Origin of the sequence: Psychrobacillus sp. FSL K6-2365 (genome assembly GCF_038003165.1) — a bacterium.
Taxonomy (GTDB): Bacteria; Bacillota; Bacilli; order Bacillales_A; family Planococcaceae; genus Psychrobacillus; species Psychrobacillus psychrodurans.
The window spans coordinates 2,961,121-2,977,307 of record NZ_JBBOOO010000001.1; the positions used below are offsets into that span (position 1 = coordinate 2,961,121).

22 protein-coding genes and 1 riboswitch are annotated in these 16,187 nt (G+C 36.0%); of the genes, 5 read left to right on the top strand and 17 right to left on the bottom strand.

Annotated elements, in window-relative coordinates:
* Nucleotides 1-3: 3 nt before the first annotated feature.
* The 8 genes from MKY29_RS14725 to MKY29_RS14760 form a co-directional block, all read right to left on the bottom strand.
* The gene (locus MKY29_RS14725; protein WP_093496180.1) at nucleotides 4-939 is read right to left on the bottom strand and encodes an ABC transporter permease; all 936 of its coding nucleotides are present in this window, start codon (nucleotides 937-939) and stop codon (nucleotides 4-6) included.
* A complete protein-coding gene (locus MKY29_RS14730; protein ID WP_093496179.1) occupies nucleotides 932-1,837 on the bottom strand; it encodes an ABC transporter ATP-binding protein in 906 nt (301 codons plus the stop codon). Before MKY29_RS14730 ends, MKY29_RS14725 begins: the two co-directional genes overlap by 8 nt.
* The gene (locus MKY29_RS14735) at nucleotides 1,830-2,540 is read right to left on the bottom strand and encodes an ABC transporter ATP-binding protein (RefSeq protein WP_340880166.1); all 711 of its coding nucleotides are present in this window, start codon (nucleotides 2,538-2,540) and stop codon (nucleotides 1,830-1,832) included. The genes MKY29_RS14730 and MKY29_RS14735 overlap by 8 nt, the downstream gene beginning before the upstream one ends.
* Nucleotides 2,537-2,902 carry a GntR family transcriptional regulator gene (locus MKY29_RS14740; protein ID WP_340880167.1) on the bottom strand — a complete coding sequence of 122 codons (366 nt, stop codon included), beginning with the start codon at nucleotides 2,900-2,902 and terminating at the stop codon, nucleotides 2,537-2,539. Before MKY29_RS14740 ends, MKY29_RS14735 begins: the two co-directional genes overlap by 4 nt.
* Nucleotides 2,899-3,696 carry a hypothetical protein gene (locus MKY29_RS14745; protein ID WP_340880168.1) on the bottom strand — a complete coding sequence of 266 codons (798 nt, stop codon included), beginning with the start codon at nucleotides 3,694-3,696 and terminating at the stop codon, nucleotides 2,899-2,901. The genes MKY29_RS14740 and MKY29_RS14745 overlap by 4 nt, the downstream gene beginning before the upstream one ends.
* A gap of 283 nt (nucleotides 3,697-3,979) precedes the next feature.
* Nucleotides 3,980-4,303 (bottom strand): ArsR/SmtB family transcription factor, encoded by a 324-nt coding sequence (locus MKY29_RS14750; protein WP_340880169.1) that lies wholly within the window; start codon nucleotides 4,301-4,303, stop codon nucleotides 3,980-3,982.
* Entirely contained in the window at nucleotides 4,303-4,725 is a 423-nt protein-coding gene (locus MKY29_RS14755) for an SRPBCC family protein (protein ID WP_340880170.1), read from the bottom strand. The genes MKY29_RS14750 and MKY29_RS14755 overlap by 1 nt, the downstream gene beginning before the upstream one ends.
* A 156-nt stretch (nucleotides 4,726-4,881) precedes the next feature.
* Complete coding sequence (locus MKY29_RS14760; protein ID WP_093496175.1) at nucleotides 4,882-5,673, bottom strand: alpha/beta hydrolase; 792 nt, start codon at nucleotides 5,671-5,673, stop codon at nucleotides 4,882-4,884.
* Nucleotides 5,674-5,782: 109 nt separating this feature from the next.
* Between MKY29_RS14760 and MKY29_RS14765 the strand changes: the two genes are divergently transcribed.
* Complete coding sequence (locus MKY29_RS14765) at nucleotides 5,783-6,295, top strand: gamma carbonic anhydrase (RefSeq protein WP_090564436.1); 513 nt, start codon at nucleotides 5,783-5,785, stop codon at nucleotides 6,293-6,295.
* Between the two features lie 146 nt (nucleotides 6,296-6,441).
* On the opposite strand, the gene metK is transcribed toward MKY29_RS14765, so the two are convergent.
* Nucleotides 6,442-7,638 carry a methionine adenosyltransferase gene (gene metK / locus MKY29_RS14770; RefSeq protein WP_340880171.1) on the bottom strand — a complete coding sequence of 399 codons (1,197 nt, stop codon included), beginning with the start codon at nucleotides 7,636-7,638 and terminating at the stop codon, nucleotides 6,442-6,444.
* Between the two features lie 249 nt (nucleotides 7,639-7,887).
* Nucleotides 7,888-8,005: riboswitch (SAM riboswitch) on the bottom strand.
* 195 nt (nucleotides 8,006-8,200) lie between these two features.
* Here metK and pckA point away from each other — a divergent pair.
* A complete protein-coding gene (pckA, locus tag MKY29_RS14775) occupies nucleotides 8,201-9,787 on the top strand; it encodes a phosphoenolpyruvate carboxykinase (ATP) (protein ID WP_340880172.1) in 1,587 nt (528 codons plus the stop codon).
* A gap of 78 nt (nucleotides 9,788-9,865) precedes the next feature.
* Here pckA and MKY29_RS14780 read toward each other — a convergent pair whose 3' ends face one another.
* The 8 genes from MKY29_RS14780 to MKY29_RS14815 form a co-directional block, all read right to left on the bottom strand.
* A complete protein-coding gene (locus tag MKY29_RS14780) occupies nucleotides 9,866-10,192 on the bottom strand; it encodes a hypothetical protein (RefSeq protein WP_241597109.1) in 327 nt (108 codons plus the stop codon).
* 624 nt (nucleotides 10,193-10,816) lie between these two features.
* The gene (locus MKY29_RS14785) at nucleotides 10,817-11,266 is read right to left on the bottom strand and encodes a hypothetical protein (protein WP_090564444.1); all 450 of its coding nucleotides are present in this window, start codon (nucleotides 11,264-11,266) and stop codon (nucleotides 10,817-10,819) included.
* A 2-nt stretch (nucleotides 11,267-11,268) separates the two neighbouring features.
* Nucleotides 11,269-12,057, bottom strand: a complete 789-nt coding sequence (locus MKY29_RS14790; protein WP_340880174.1) for an alpha/beta hydrolase family protein — start codon at nucleotides 12,055-12,057, stop codon at nucleotides 11,269-11,271.
* Nucleotides 12,035-12,508 (bottom strand): NUDIX domain-containing protein, encoded by a 474-nt coding sequence (locus MKY29_RS14795; RefSeq protein ID WP_340880175.1) that lies wholly within the window; start codon nucleotides 12,506-12,508, stop codon nucleotides 12,035-12,037. Before MKY29_RS14795 ends, MKY29_RS14790 begins: the two co-directional genes overlap by 23 nt.
* A 317-nt stretch (nucleotides 12,509-12,825) precedes the next feature.
* The gene (locus MKY29_RS14800) at nucleotides 12,826-12,987 is read right to left on the bottom strand and encodes a hypothetical protein (protein ID WP_241597118.1); all 162 of its coding nucleotides are present in this window, start codon (nucleotides 12,985-12,987) and stop codon (nucleotides 12,826-12,828) included.
* Nucleotides 12,984-13,319 (bottom strand): hypothetical protein, encoded by a 336-nt coding sequence (locus MKY29_RS14805; protein ID WP_090564448.1) that lies wholly within the window; start codon nucleotides 13,317-13,319, stop codon nucleotides 12,984-12,986. Before MKY29_RS14805 ends, MKY29_RS14800 begins: the two co-directional genes overlap by 4 nt.
* Nucleotides 13,320-13,543: 224 nt before the next feature.
* The gene (locus MKY29_RS14810; RefSeq protein WP_090564450.1) at nucleotides 13,544-13,723 is read right to left on the bottom strand and encodes a putative motility protein; all 180 of its coding nucleotides are present in this window, start codon (nucleotides 13,721-13,723) and stop codon (nucleotides 13,544-13,546) included.
* Nucleotides 13,724-13,784: 61 nt separating this feature from the next.
* On the bottom strand, nucleotides 13,785-14,243 hold the full coding sequence (locus tag MKY29_RS14815; RefSeq protein ID WP_093496170.1) for a Dps family protein: 459 nt from the start codon (nucleotides 14,241-14,243) through the stop codon (nucleotides 13,785-13,787).
* 101 nt (nucleotides 14,244-14,344) lie between these two features.
* On the opposite strand from MKY29_RS14815, the gene MKY29_RS14820 reads away from it, so the two are divergent.
* From MKY29_RS14820 to MKY29_RS14830, 3 genes are all read left to right on the top strand, one after another.
* Nucleotides 14,345-14,467 (top strand): hypothetical protein, encoded by a 123-nt coding sequence (locus tag MKY29_RS14820; protein ID WP_269915822.1) that lies wholly within the window; start codon nucleotides 14,345-14,347, stop codon nucleotides 14,465-14,467.
* A 3-nt stretch (nucleotides 14,468-14,470) separates the two neighbouring features.
* Nucleotides 14,471-14,701 (top strand): membrane protein insertion efficiency factor YidD, encoded by a 231-nt coding sequence (gene yidD / locus MKY29_RS14825; protein WP_093496169.1) that lies wholly within the window; start codon nucleotides 14,471-14,473, stop codon nucleotides 14,699-14,701.
* Nucleotides 14,702-14,797: 96 nt separating this feature from the next.
* Entirely contained in the window at nucleotides 14,798-16,000 is a 1,203-nt protein-coding gene (locus MKY29_RS14830) for a metal ABC transporter solute-binding protein, Zn/Mn family (protein WP_445677879.1), read from the top strand.
* Nucleotides 16,001-16,187: the final 187 nt, after the last annotated feature.

Consider the following 16,187-nt stretch of genomic DNA (forward strand, 5'->3'; position numbering starts at 1 on the left):
TACTTATGCTTTCACATCTCTTTTTATAAAAGTCATAAAGCTTAATGCCAAAAATACTATGGCATAAATCACAAGAACTGTTAGAGACATGGAGAGAGTAGTTTCTTCAACAAAAAATTCTTTTGTAAGATGCTGTGTTAAGTCTGAATGTGTTAACCAGATATATTCCACAGGTATATACTTTTGTAAGAGTAGTATAATCATTGGTCCCATCATTAAAAATAGCATGGATAAAGCTATAGCAATGGAAGGTGAACTAAATACCGTTCCAATAAAGAATGCAAAAAGTATAGACATAGTGAAATCCCCTAGGGAGTACACATACGTTAAGAATACATCCGATATCGTGTTTGTTTGCTGTACAACACCATCAACAATAGTCAAATCAATTCCAGTAGCAGTTCCAAATAAGATAAATCCAATTGCTGTAGTGAGAATAATCGTTAATACTATTAATGAGAGACCGAATAGGAAAATCGTTATTAGTTTAGAGGTTAATATTTTGAAACGGGAAACCGGTCGTGTTAAAAGCATCTTAATAGTACCATCTGTAAATTCCTGCGAGACAATGGATGCTCCCGGAATAACAGTTAACAATGTAATTAGCACCATGATTGAAGCACCAAATGCCATATTTCCTTCCATACTTTGATTCACTTGAGGTGCTGCATTATTATCTAAGCGATACTGTGCCATCGCCTTCTGCTCCTCATACATCTGAATAGACCATTCATCTAAGTCAGGAGTTTTAAGCTGCGCATTAGCATCATCAATTTGAACTTGTTGTTCCTGTTTCCAATTGGAAGTATCTACTTCCTCCATAGTCACCTTATCCAACACACCAACACCAATAATTACTAATAGCAGAATACCTAAAATGGCCCATGTACCTTTTTTATGCCATAACTTCATCCATTCATTTTGTATCAAACTAAACAATTTGACCGCCTCCTGTCATTTGAAGGAACTGTTCTTCAAGCGTTTCATGCACTGCTGAAATAGCGAAAATTTGAACCTGTTGGGCAACAAGTTCGTTGATCAGTACTGGTACCTTCTCTTCTTTCAAATCAAGTAAAAATACTCCTTCGTGCAATGTAAATACATAGCCATTTGAACTCAGATAGTTTTCTACTACTCCAGATGGCTCTGCCTTAAGTTGCATACGTGTCTTTTCATCACTTTGAATCATCCGTTCATCAATCAGCTTACCATTTTGAATAACAACAACACGGTCACACATTAACTCTATTTCTGATAGAAGATGACTAGAGACAAAAATAGAAACATTATTCTCCTGTGCTATTTTGCGAAGATACGTCCGGAACTCACGAATTCCAGCTGGATCCAAACCATTCGTTGGTTCATCTAATATTAAAAACTTCGGATCATGTAGCAATGCTTGAGCTAATCCCAATCGTTGACGCATACCCAAGGAATATGTCGACACCTTTTCATGGATTCGCTTAGTTAACCCTACCTGGTTAATCACCTCATCTATCCTTGCCTTTGTTACACCATTATGCATTCTGGAAAAATGAAGCAAGTTCTTATAGCCAGACATATACTTATACATTTCCGGATTTTCAACGATAACCCCTACATTAGCAATTGCCTTTTCATAATCATCTGCAATAGATGCACCTTCAATAGTAATAGTCCCACTTGTAAGATGCATTAGACCTGTCATTAAACGGATAGTAGTAGTTTTACCGGCACCATTTGGCCCTAAAAATCCAGTTATTTGACCAGGAAATAACTCTAGGGACATATTATCGATAAGTGTTTTTCCTCTGATAATTTTGGTAATATTCTTTAATTGAACAATTGGCTTACTCATTTACTGTCACCTTCTCTTTCGTTACATTTTTCATCCAGCTCACTGCATCCTGATTTGTGTTAAAGCGGATTGCTTCTAATTCATCCTGGGCAATTACTTTCCCATCTTTTAAAACTATTAGCTGATCAAGTATTGGTTCGACTTCATGTAATTCGTGGGTCGATAAAATAATCGATTGCGTCTCTACATTCGTATACCGAATGAGCCCCTTTATTAACGACTCACGTACAATTGGATCTAAACCAGAAAAAGGTTCATCCATCACATAGTAAGGAGTATTTCTACCAAGGGTGGCTGCCATCTTCGCTCGACCACGATTGCCTTTTGAAAGCTTTTTCAACTTCACATTTACATTAACCTCTAAATATTCCGCTACTTCCATTGACTTTTCTACAGAGAAATCAGGGAATTGAGATGCGTAGAATGCGAAAAGTTCCTTCGCTGTATAAAAGCTATAAAACAAATCCATATCAGGTAAATACGCAACGTCCACTGCATTTAATCTAGACAATGACGCTTTATGAATTGTAATAGTTCCTTTTCGAGGTCTTTGTATACCCGCTATCATTTTCAACAGCGTTGACTTACCACTCCCATTTTCTCCAGCTATACCTATTATCTGTCCAATAGGAAACGTCAGTGTTAAATCCTGGATAACCTCCTGCCTCTGATAATTAAATGAGACATTTTGTAAGTGAATCATTTAGTCCCATCCTTTCTCAGCAAACTTTGTACAATCTCTTCCTTTGAAAATCCAAATGCTGAAATAGATTGAAGAAACTGATTGATCAATTCGATTTTCATATCCTCACGTAACTGCGAAATACGTGCTTTGTCTGTTGTGATGAATGTTCCTTGACCACGCTTTGTATCTGTCAGCCCCATCGATTCAAGCTCCCTATATACACGTTGTACAGTGTTGACATTAACACCAACCTCCAATGAATATTCTCGAACTGATTGCATTTTGCCTCCTGGTTGTAAGTTTCCTTTTAAGATATCTCCACAAATTAGGTCAACTAGTTGACTATAAATAGGCTTATCACGAGTGAAATCCTGCGTCATCTCGTAACCACCCTCTCCAACCACTTACAAACACTCCAAAATAACAAAACAAAGATTATCCAGCTAAATAATTCCTCTACAATATAAATAGAACCCATATCAAAGATAAAATTGCTTAATGCAATAGTAGGTAAATAACCTTCTATGAATTTTAAAGATATTTCACCTTGGTTCAGTACCTTATTAAGTGAAAGAAAACTAAATAGTTTCGGTAATAAACTAGCTATTAAAAAGAATATTACTACTGTAGCAATAAGTGATAATTTTCCGATCCAATATTTGCCTTCCAAATAAATTGTCCAGAAGAATAACCATATAATACTTACGGAGATACCGACAAATAGCATAACAACTAATATTAGAAGCTGTAGAATAAGAAATTGCGCGAAGCTACCTAAAATTACATCTGACATGAAATATATCCCTGCTGTAGTGATGAATATATTACTAACAAAATAAATACCTAAGCTAAATAATAATTTGGCACCAATCAATGTATGCATAGAATGAGGATTATGTAGCCACATATCTTTTTTTCCATTGTCGGTATTTAATGATTTATTAAACTGAGCAAAGTGATTAACAACACTAAAACTAAGCATTAAAAACATTAAAACCATCCTTATCTCTTGAATGGCTGCCTCTGTTATTAAATACCTTTGCAATAGTATTGGAAGAATTAAAATAACTCCAATACTAAATACTGCTGAACCGAAAAGCCATGACTTATAAAGAGTCCATTCCCTCAACAACAACCCTTTCAATTTTTCATCTCCTTTTTTTGTTATCTCCATCAGCATAGTGTATTCGTGTACTAGTTATATATTACACTAATATTATATAATAAAGCTCTTTTATTTACAACTAATTTAAATACCAATGTACTTTTTTTGGGGGGGATATCAAAAATTTATGGCACCTATTAGAGCCCGAAATAGAATTAAATAGGACTCTGGCTCCCCTGAACTAAACATACTGAAAATTACCACTGCTCTTTTAGAAGTTAAGGAACTTCTCTGACCAAGTTAAAATAACCCCATCAGTAGCGCTGACGGGGTTATTTTAACTATTAAATTTCTACTCTTCATTTTCTACTAGGAACTTTAATCTATAAAGCTTGTTATTCCAGAATTGTTCATAGTAGTCTAGCCACTGCTTTACTTCCGTCAATGGCTCCGGTTGTAAATGATACACTTTTTCTCTACCTGACTTTTGACCATTCACTAAACCTGCATCAGCTAATACATTAAGATGTTTAACAATCGCTGTTCTGCTCATATCGTAATGGGAAGAAATTTCGGCAATAGACCTCTCTTTGTTTGCTAAGAGTCTAAGGACATCTCTTCTTGTCGGATCAGCAATCGCTTGAAAAACATCCACCTTTTTAACAACTTCTTCCATTAAACTTCAACAACTTGCTTAAATTTGTTTTGTACAATTCCAACCCAACCTTGTTCCATCGTGCCACGGACAGCTGCACCGGACATTTTAGCTTTTGGAACTAGAGCTTCTCCATCTTTCCAACCACCATGAATCAATGTGAATTCAGTTTGAGTACCAATCTCTTTCAATAGAAATGTAACAAACCAACCATCTGTGTCCCATTGAAATGATAGTTTATGTGGTTCGTCAATCTCAAGCACCTTACATGGTGATGGTCCAAATGGCGACTGTATAGTAAACTCGTATCCTTCCATAGCTTGAAAATCATTTGGCATAAACCAAGCAGAGATTCCTTCCGCAGTTGAAACATAATTCCATACTTTTTGTATTGGTGCCTCTACTAAAACTGTTTGCTTAATATCAGGTAAATTTTCTTTCATGAAAAAAACTCCTTTTTCAACTTCGTTATGTAACCCTTAGGTGTTATATTATATATAACCAAAAGGTGTTATGTCAACTTTTAGTATATACTCATTCTTTTGTTAAGCTCCAAAAAACAAAAACCCCATCTATAGTTAGTAGATAGGGTTTTAATTTCAAACAATATAGCCAATGTCTGTGAGTACATTATTGATAAATGACTGAGAATATGTAAAGATTTCTTCACGCTCCGGTTCTTGGTAGAGATCATGGAAGCAATTTTTCCATTCTTTGAATTGATATTCAGAAAGTTCTTGTTTTCTTAACCAACTAGCTGCAGCATTTGTATCTGTAATCTTATCCCGCTCTCCAGTCATAACAAGAATCGGTTTATTTGGTATGGAGATGTTCAATTGATTCACAGATTTTATTAGTGCTTGGAGTTCCTTGTACCATTCTGTCGAAATGAAGGTTCTATAGGTGGGATCTGATGCGAATTGTTGGAACACTTCATAATTTCTCGTTAATTCATTTAAGTGAATATCATGATTGATTTTCTGTGGTACTGATAACTTTGCTAGTGTGTTGGTCCATTTCGAAGGGAGCTTTTGAAGCTGTAACCATGGAGATGTTAGTATTACGCCAGCGTATTCAATATCTAGTTTACGCAAAACTTTTATAAGTAAAGTGGCTCCAAAGCCATGTCCCATTAAAAATATTGGAAGATCATACGTAACTGCAACTTGCAACGCTTGTTTAATGTAGTTCTTATACTGTTCAAAGGATTCATCATGAATAGTTTTTGATTTCTTTAATTCTCCATGACCTGGCAGGTCACCCATTACAATATGATAGTTAGAACTTCTTAACTTTTCAATTAACCAAGCATATCTTCTGTGATGCTCATAAGCACTATGAACAATAACTATTACTGCTTTAGGCTTTCCTTCTGTTTCCCATTTCCACATATAAACAAACCTCTTTTCTTTCCTTGCAATTTCATGGTATTAGGTTTCTTTCAATCTTTATGTCTGATACGATTAATTATAATCTAATTTCAAAAGGAGTGTATGCGAAATGATTTATCCATATAAAGGTAAAACACCGACTATTGACGACTCTGCTTTTATAGCTGATTATGTCACAATAACAGGTGATGTGACAATCGGTCCAGAGACTACAATTTGGTTTAATACGGTAATTAGAGGGGATGTTGCTCCTACTATTATTGGAAGTAAAGTAAGTATACAAGATTTAAGCTGTTTACATCAGAGTCCAAATAAGCCACTTATTATTGAAGATGAAGTAACTATCGGACACCAGGTGACTTTACATAGTTGTACTATACGTAAAGGAGCTTTAATAGGAATGGGATCGATTATTTTAGATGGTGCTGAAATTGGAGATGGTGCATTTATCGGAGCTGGAAGTCTCGTACCGCCTGGCAAAAAAATACCTCCAAATTCATTAGCATTAGGCAGCCCAGCAAAAGTGGTGCGTGAGCTAAATGAAGACGATAAAGCTGATGTACAAAGAATTATCCGGGAATATGTAGAAAAAGGTCAATACTATAAATCCCTTCAAAAATAAAATTTGTTAATGATCTTTCTGGTAAAAGAAAACTATATATGCTGTTCAATTCCTCCTGAAACGAAAATCAGCTGTATTATTGGAAAGTTATTATTTGTATGAAAAAAGGCTTTCCATTATAGGAAAGCCTTTTTTGTTCATACTACTTATAATCCAGCCTTTTCTTTTAACGCTGCAGCTTTATCTGTTTTCTCCCATGGAACATCAATGTCTGTACGACCAAAGTGACCATATGCAGCTGTTTGTTTGTATATTGGACGGCGAAGATCTAGCATTTTAATAATTCCTGCTGGACGAAGATCAAATAGTTCACGAATATATGAAACTAATTCAACTTCCTCTACCTTTCCAGTACCAAAAGTTTCTACAGCAATTGAAACTGGTTTAGCTACACCAATTGCATAAGCAAGTTGTACTTCACAACGATCTGCAAGGCCAGCAGCAACAATGTTTTTAGCAACATAACGTGCAGCGTAAGCAGCAGAACGGTCAACTTTTGTTGGATCTTTACCAGAGAATGCTCCCCCACCATGACGAGCATAACCACCGTAAGTATCTACAATAATTTTACGTCCTGTTAAGCCAGCATCACCCTGTGGTCCACCAATTACAAAGCGTCCAGTCGGATTGATAAAGTATTTTGTATTTTCATCTATTAAATTTGTAGGAACAATTGGATTAATTACTACTTCTTTAATATCTTTTTGAATTTGTTCTAAAGTTATTTCTGGATGATGTTGTGTTGAAATAACAATAGTATCGATATGAACAGGATTATTGTTTTCGTCATATTCTACTGTTACTTGAGTTTTTCCGTCTGGACGAAGATAGTCTAAAGTTTCGTCTTTACGAACTGATGCTAATCGGTGAGATAGTTTATGCGCTAAACTAATAGGTAGCGGCATAAGCTCTGGTGTTTCATTACAAGCATAGCCGAACATTAAACCTTGGTCTCCTGCTCCAATTGCATCAATGTCAGAATCACTCATAGAGCCTTCTCTTGCTTCTAAAGCTTGGTCCACACCTTGCGCGATATCAGCTGATTGTTCGTCAATTGAAGTAAGCACAGCAGAAGTTTCTGCATCAAAGCCATACTTAGCACGTGTATAGCCAATTTCTTTAATAGTAGAACGAACTACTTTAGGGATATCTACGTATGTAGATGTAGTAATTTCTCCAGCAACTAATACTAGTCCTGTCGTCACACTCGTTTCGCAAGCTACACGAGCATTTGGGTCTTCTGCTAAAATTGCATCTAGAATTGCATCAGAGATTTGATCACAGATTTTATCTGGATGGCCCTCTGTTACTGATTCTGATGTAAATAATCGACGTTGCGTCATAGATTATTCCTCCTATATCCCGCGAGATTTCTCTCAAGAATTGATACGGTACTCATTCCCATGTCAAGCCATTCAAAATGTTTCATGCATTTTCATCACATAAGAGTAAATGTAATTGCTGTGAATTGAAGTTAACTTGAAGCCGTTTCGGACTTGGCACACAAGGATAAAGGGCGATGTTAAATAAAAAAACCTCTCACTCACGTAAATACACATGAGGAAAGGTATTAATATCATAAGCACCTTTCACTCTTATCAAATCAAGGAATTTCACCTTGTCTCAGGTTTGGCACCTTTGTAATAATAAAACAATTACAGGTTGCCGGGTTTCATAGGGCCTGACCCCTCCACCAGCTCGGGATAAGAGTATCCGTTCAATTCATCATCATACGTAAATAAGTAGCAGAAGTCAACTATTTTTTTGTTTGCATTTTATTCACAAAAGAAAAATATTAGCTTCATTAGTATAGACTAATTACTTTAATGTGTTATACTATTTCACATATCTAGAAAAACTTCCTCTTTTTTAGAGGAAATATAAAAAAAGGATGGTATATTCAAGATGAATTCAATCGATACTGTGAGTGAACTGAAAGAATTGTTAGCAGGAAATAACGTTAGCAGCCAATTGTCAGTGCCACAACTTGTGGAAAAAGCTACAACAAGAGGAGAAGCTGTTTTAACTTCTACTGGTGCAGTAAAAGCCGAAACAGGGAAATATACTGGCCGCTCCCCACAAGATAAGTATATAGTAGATGAAGCTATTTCAAAAGACAAAATCGATTGGGGCTCAGTAAACCAACCAATTTCTTCTGACGTTTTTGATGCTCTATATAAAAAAATGATTAACTTCTTAAACAAACAAGACGAAATCTTCGAGTTTAAAGGATATGCAGGGGCAGATAAAGAATCACGTCTAGGTATTCAAGTAATTAACGAATACGCTTGGCATAATCTTTTCGCTCATCAGTTATTTATCCGTCCAACACAGGAAGATCTTACTACACATACAACAGACTTCACTATTCTTTCTGCTCCTAATTTCAAAGCGGATCCTGCTGTAGATGGTACCCGTACAGAAACGTTTATCATTGTATCCATGGAAAAACGCACTGTGTTAATCGGTGGTACTGAATATGCTGGTGAGATGAAAAAATCAATATTCTCTATTATGAACTATTTGCTCCCAGAACAAGACATCTTACCAATGCACTGCTCTGCAAATGTTGGAGATGACGGAGACGTTGCATTATTCTTTGGTTTATCAGGTACAGGTAAAACTACCCTTTCTGCAGATGCTGGCCGTAAATTAATCGGTGATGACGAGCACGGCTGGTCTGATAATGGCGTATTTAATATTGAGGGTGGTTGTTATGCAAAATGTATCGACCTAACTCGTGAAAATGAACCTCAAATTTGGGATGCCATTTCATTTGGAACTGTATTAGAAAACGTAGTGGTAGATGCGGAAACACGCGTTGCTAACTATGCTGATAATTCATTAACAGAAAATACTCGTGCTGCTTATCCAATTCAATATATCGAAAATATTGTAGAGCCTTCTGTTGCTGGTCACCCAAATACAATTATTTTCTTAACCGCTGATGCATTTGGCGTATTGCCTCCAATCAGTAAACTTACAAAAGAACAAGCAATGTACCACTTCTTAAGTGGATTTACTTCTAAACTTGCTGGAACTGAACGTGGAGTTACATCGCCACAACCAGTATTCTCTACTTGCTTCGGTTCACCATTCTTACCATTACATGCAACGGTATATGCAGAAATGCTTGGTAAGAAAATTGACGAGCACGGTGCACAAGTATTCTTAGTAAACACTGGTTGGACTGGTGGAGAATACGGTGTAGGTAACCGCATGAAGCTTTCATACACTCGTACTATGGTTCGTGCTGCAATTGATGGCAAGCTAAACAATGCTGATACAGAAACAGATACAGTATTCGGCTTAGCTATTCCTATGCAAGTGGAAGGTGTTCCTTCCGAGGTACTTATACCTCGTAATGCTTGGGCAGATAAAGCTGCATATGATCAAAAAGCAGCTGAGCTAGCTCAGTCATTCCGTGAAAACTTTAAAAAGTTTGGTACAGTATCTGAAGATATTTCCGTTAAAGGCGGACCATTAGCTTAATAAATTTAAAATATAAAAGAGCCCAAAATGAAAATTTTGGGCTCTTTATTTTGAGTATTTTACATTTACTAAAATTTGTTAATTTAAAAAATAAGGATAATATTTAACAACCGTCACCAAAAAACTACCCGCTATAAAAGCCAGAAGCCCCAAGGTAATAGGGGTCATCTTAAATCGAAATGGCGTTATAACCCCGGTGTCTAGACCATTCTGTCCTTTTGCAAAAGCATTATATTCGTTATTTGTTTGATTGTTATTTAATTGAAATAACCAAACACACCCAAATATAGCAAGTCCCCCTAAAAATATCGTATCTATGAAACTCCATCCAAAGAAAAGTGAAACTAACCAAAGTGAAAGTGTTTCAATAGCTACTGTAACTGCAATAATATAAACTTTATTCATTAAACTTACCCCCTATTAGAACTTTAAGATTTTTCTGATTAATTAATTCTAATACGGATTTCCAAACTAAAAAGATTCATTTTTTGAACTGATCTAGTCCACTTTTTAAAAGCATCTCTTCTTATCATAGATATTCATCGACTTCATTATTTTCACCTTATAAAATTAATTGTTACTTGAATCAATTTAATAAAGAAAATTATATAGTTAAATCCGAACAAAGCTGATTTACTCTTTAGGCGGACGCTTTCCGCGGGCATGGCTTCAATCTCAGCGTCACTACGAAAACATATGCCTGCGGTTACTCGTCGCAAAGACATTGGTCAAACAAAGTTCGACCATTTTCTTTCCTGCGGGGCTTTCAGCTCGCGCTGTTCCCACTGGAGTCGTCGCCTGCCACTCCAATCAACGGGATCGCTTTAAAAAAACGAATAAATATTACGATATTAAGTATTTGTATTTTTAAATAAAACAACTAATTATGAAATTGACTCACTTATAACAAAAAAATCAGAAACAATAAAGTTTCTGTTTTCCACTTACATATAAACTTACGTTAACTACCGGGGAATTGACTCTCAACCGGAATTGTTCTAGATAGATAATTGTAACCTATAATTAGCATTAGTCACCATTAGTCGCATGATATTCACTATCAGCTATTTTCGGAAATATTTCTACAAACTTCTCTGCTTCCTCTTCATTGACCTTATATAGAATAATTTCTGAACCATAGTGACCTACTTCCATTTGTTCAACTCCATCCTGTTGGAAGAACATCGTAAACCACTTTAAACCACCTTTTGGATCAACCGAATAATTTCTAAAATAGAGCCTATTTTCATCCGTGAGATTAATAGTAAACACTTTCATTAGTCCTTCCGTTTGAACGGAAACTGCTCGAGAGTTTAATTCTTCTAAAATGTCTAGTTCCTCCATCCAACAATGGATCACCACTTCTTCGAATTCATTTGTGTATTGATCCCACAAATCCTCCCAAAAACTAGTATCTACAGGAAACGAAGATTTCCCTTCTACACTCATTGCCTCAGTTGTTACTACAACATTGCCCATTTTTAAACCCCTCTCTGATTTTTCATCCATTGACATGCATCTTTTACTACACGTCTATTTATTTTGCTTGGAAAAAAATGTGTGAATTCTGGATAATACCAGGTTTCAACTGGTATACTATTCCCTATTAATGCTTGCTCTAAAACCTTTGCATGCTCAAAAGATACATTATTATCTCGTTCACCATGTATTATAAGAGTGGGCACGTTCGTCTCCTCTATACGAGGTAATACATCTCGCTGCTCATATCCTAATGGGAATTTAGTAGGAGTACCTCCGATTACACGTTTCATCATTTTTCTCATATCTAGTCTTTCTTCATATGTTAAATAAATATCAGAAACACCAGCCCATGTAACTAAGGATGTAATATCATTGCGTAGAATAGCAATCCATAAGCCCATGATACCACCCCGAGAAAATGCAAATAAGTGAATCCGCCCTGGAATGCAATATCGCTTTAATACTTCTACTCCGTAAACAGCATCCCAGCGATCCTCTCCAGCAAATTCATCCCTTCCTTCACCACCACGATTACCTCGATAATATGGCGCAAATATTACAAATCCCTCAGAGGCGATTTGTGCAATTCGTGCAGGTCGAACCATACCGATACTTTGCATGCCACCTCGACAATATAAAATTCCATCATAGTTTCCTGGCTTTTTTGGTACTGCTAACATTCCTTTTACTCGAAGACCACAGGACCAATATGTAATTTCGCTCATTATGATATTAGGGTTTGGAGATGGATAAGTGAGAACCTTTTCAATCGTTCCATTTATTTTCAATTTCTTTCACCTTCTTTAAAATGGCTTTCATTCCATCATCTTTCATATGGAAGCTTAAATATTCACTACGAGTAAGTTCTTCTGAGGATAACCAGAAAGCTCCTTCTGTCTCAAAGCTTGTCTGCTCCATATTAATATACCCAACTTTTGCTATATAAACAGTTTTACAAAAAGGGATATTATCTAATACCATATATTCAGCTAGCCATTCTAGATTTACTATATGTACATTTGTTTCTTCTTTTGTTTCTCTAATCGCTGCTTCAACTAAAGTTTCTCCTTTCTCTAATTTACCACCCGGAAACTCCAATCCTCTTTTTGGATGCTTCGTTAACAACCATTTTCCATTATGCTTTGCTAAAACTAATACATGCTTAGATTCAATAGAAAAGCTTCCTTGCTGAAAGGATAGCTGTACTTGAAATCCATTTAAATCTTCGAAAGAAAACATTTTCTGATTCCCCCTTGTTTTCTTTAAATATTACCATATACATAAGAAAAACCAGGCAACTAGACACCTGGTTCCTTACATTCAAAACCTGTTCCTATCGTTTTGAGCAGGTCTTGTTGGAATATTTATTACCTTGTGAATTTTTAGAGATGCTGGTTGGTTGTGACGGACTCTACAACCAAAAAGCGGTAATCTCATGGTGTTTGTACGTCCGTAGCCCTACCACAACTTTTTGAAACAGGTTATTGCGTTTTTGGATAACCAGACAAATGCTAATCTCCTATTCATAAAGAAAGCTCACGAAGAACCAATCATAACTATTCTTTGGGAGGTCCCATTTTGTAATCTTCATTACCTTCTTCTCTATTTTGTGCAATATTCTGCTTTGATTTATCTTGTGGAGACTGATTGAGAAGTGAGCTAACATTTCGATAAGTTACAGGGTTTTCATTACCTTTTCTATTTAAATTCTTGCTCATAGTTGAACCTCCATTCTTCTTTGAAAATAAGGTAGCTGTTCTATAAATCGTTTACTCTCTTCCGAAGTGAATTCATGAATCCATGCATACACTTTTTTTAGCCTTCTATCATATTGATCATTTTCTCCGTCCACATGATACGGCTTTACAGACATTGGTTCATGTGCTCGTAGAAAATTTCTGCTTTGCACATTTTTCAATTGATAAAAAAGTCTTTCAAATACTTTTATTTCATTCCTAGTTGCAGTTACTTCAAATTCCCACTGAGATTCATCGGGATAAGCATATACTTGCTGACTTTTTACGGAGATATACACTTTGTACAAGGTCATTTTCACACATCCTTTTATAAGAGTTTGAGCAAAAAATAAAAAAACATGCACAAATAGCGCATGTATTTGGGTTATAAATAATATACCTTTTAATCAGCTTCTGTCTAAGCTCTAACGCCTAGCCCCTCGAGTCGTTTTAGAATGGACAGACCAAGACAATGAAACCCCTACTGTCACTCTTTTAATACTTTTAGGGCTAACGCTAGGCGCTACCGCTGTTCTTATTACCCTTGAATATCTACAGCCGACCCTTTATAAGGATGTGGAGCAGCTGTTTGAGGCATGTCTTCTAACAATTTTACCGCAGCAACAGTTTCCATGTTCATAGCATTTTGCAAAACACTCATTTGAACAGTTTGTTGCAACTGAAGTAAATTAGATGACATAATGGAGTTTATGTCCACAGAGATTCCTCCTTCATAACATTCTTTATATCGGTTAACCTAGATTATTATGAAGCGAATATTATTTTTTGGTCGAATTGGTATCTCCTAAAAATGCATTTAACATCCATTGATGTTTTTCTGTTTTTTGGTAAATTGCGTTTAGTACATCTTCCGTCATATCATCTTCATCTTTTGCAGCTTCTTCCATCCCTTTTTTAAGAGATTTCATAATTTTATCAAAGTCATCTACAACAGATTGTACCATCTGGTCAGCTGTTTCTTTGCTGGATGCTTCTTTTACTACTGATAACTCCAAGTGTTCTGTTAATGTTGCCGCTGGTTTGCCACCTAGTGTTAATAAACGCTCTGCAATTTCATCCATATTAAGTGTAGCTTCGTTATATAACTCTTCGAATTTGGCATGTAAAGTAAAAAATGACGGTCCCTTTACATACCAATGGAAATTATGTAATTTAGTGTACATAACCGACCATGTTGCTACTTGTTTATTTAATTCTTTATTAAGTGCTGCTGACATAAATTTGTCACTCTCCCTTTAATTTTAGTTGCTTTCTCTTTCAATATACCTCTAATTTTCATACAATAAACATAACGATAAGTTAATTGGAGTGAGCAATAATGGTATTTTGGATATTGGGTGCAGCAATAATACTAAGTATTTTTGGCTTTTCTTTTTTGTACAAGCTAGCTATGAATGACAAGCCTTCGAAAATTGATCCAAAACCTAAGGATGCTGAATAATCCATGAAGCATATAATTATATCTATTTTTCGCTTTTATCAAAAGTTTATCTCACCACTTTCCCCACCTAGTTGCCGTTTCTATCCAACATGCTCCCATTACGGAGTAGAAGCAGTTCAAAAACACGGGGCAATTAAAGGAAGTATTTTAACTGTAAAAAGAATATCTAAATGCCATCCCTTTCATGAAGGTGGCATTGATCCCGTTCCTGATGAATGGCCTTTGAAAAAATAATAATACAAAGGCTATTTTTTCTTGCATTTTTTTCGAAAGTGCTGTAATCTAATGAAGTTATCTTTTTTCAAAACGTAATCATTACTATTTAGGAGAGTGAATAAATTGAAACGAATTTGTTTAGGAAGTATTCTTTTTCTTTTATTGTTACTTGCAGCTTGTGGAAACAATGAAGAGAATGTTGCAACTAAAGATCAGCAAGTACAAATATATACAACGGTGTATCCACTACAATACTTTGCTGAACGTATTGGAGGAGAATCTGTAAACGTCTCATCTATTTACCCAGCAGGAGCAAATGAACATACATTTGAACCAACCCAAAAGGATATGATGGCACTTGCAGATGCTGACTTGTTTTTTTACATAGGACTTGGCTTAGAAGGTTTTGTCGATAATGCTAAGAAGACTTTAGCAGAGGAACATGTGAAAATGGTAGCTACTGTGGATGCAGTATCAGATGAACAACTTGAAGAATCACATCACGTTCATGAAGAAGCTACTACTGAAGAAGCACATGATCACGAGCACGAGGAAGCTACTACTGAGGAAGCACACGATCACGAGCACGAAGAAGCTACTACTGAGGAAGCACATGATCACGAGCACGAGGAAGCTACTACTGAGGAAGCACACGATCACGAGCACGAGGAAGCTACTACTGAGGAAGCACATGATCACGAGCACGAGGAAGCTACTACTGAGGAAGCACATGATCACGATGATGAGGATGTAGCGGCTGAAGAGCATGGCAGCCATGAAGGACATGATCATGGGGATATAGATCCACATGTTTGGATCTCACCTAAAATTAGTCAAAGCCTTGCACTTTCTATTAAGGACTCTTTAGTGGAAATTTCACCTGAACATCAAGAGACTTTTGAAAAAAACTATGAGGAACTTGTTAATGAACTTCAGAAACTAGATGCAGATTTTGAAGAAATGGCTCATACAGCAGCAAATAAAACCTTCTTTGTATCTCACGCTGCATTTGGTTATATAGCGAACACATACGGTTTAGAACAATTAGCAGTGGCTGGACTGAATTCACAAGATGAACCATCCCAAAAAGAACTGACTAAGTTAATCGATTTGGCAGAAGAAAAAAATATAAACTATATTTTATTTGAGCAAAATGTTTCATCCAAACTAACAGAAGTGATTCAAAAGGAAATTGGCGCAGAAAGCTTGGTTCTACACAACTTAGGAGTATTATCAAAAGAAGATATCAATAACAAAGAAAATTATTTTACATTGATGAACAAAAACTTAGAGACATTGAAAACCGTTTTGAACTAATAGTGTAAAAAGCATATAAATCAATAACCGTTCCTTTTGAGCAATACTTGTTACTATCGTTTTCGAAGTGCTTTGGACAGACGTAATGCTTTATTGATTACCGGGTGAATTTTTTAAGGATGCTTGTTGGATGTGACTTCCTTCACAACCAACAAGCATCCCTTTTTTTCGGTAATTTTTTCGCGTT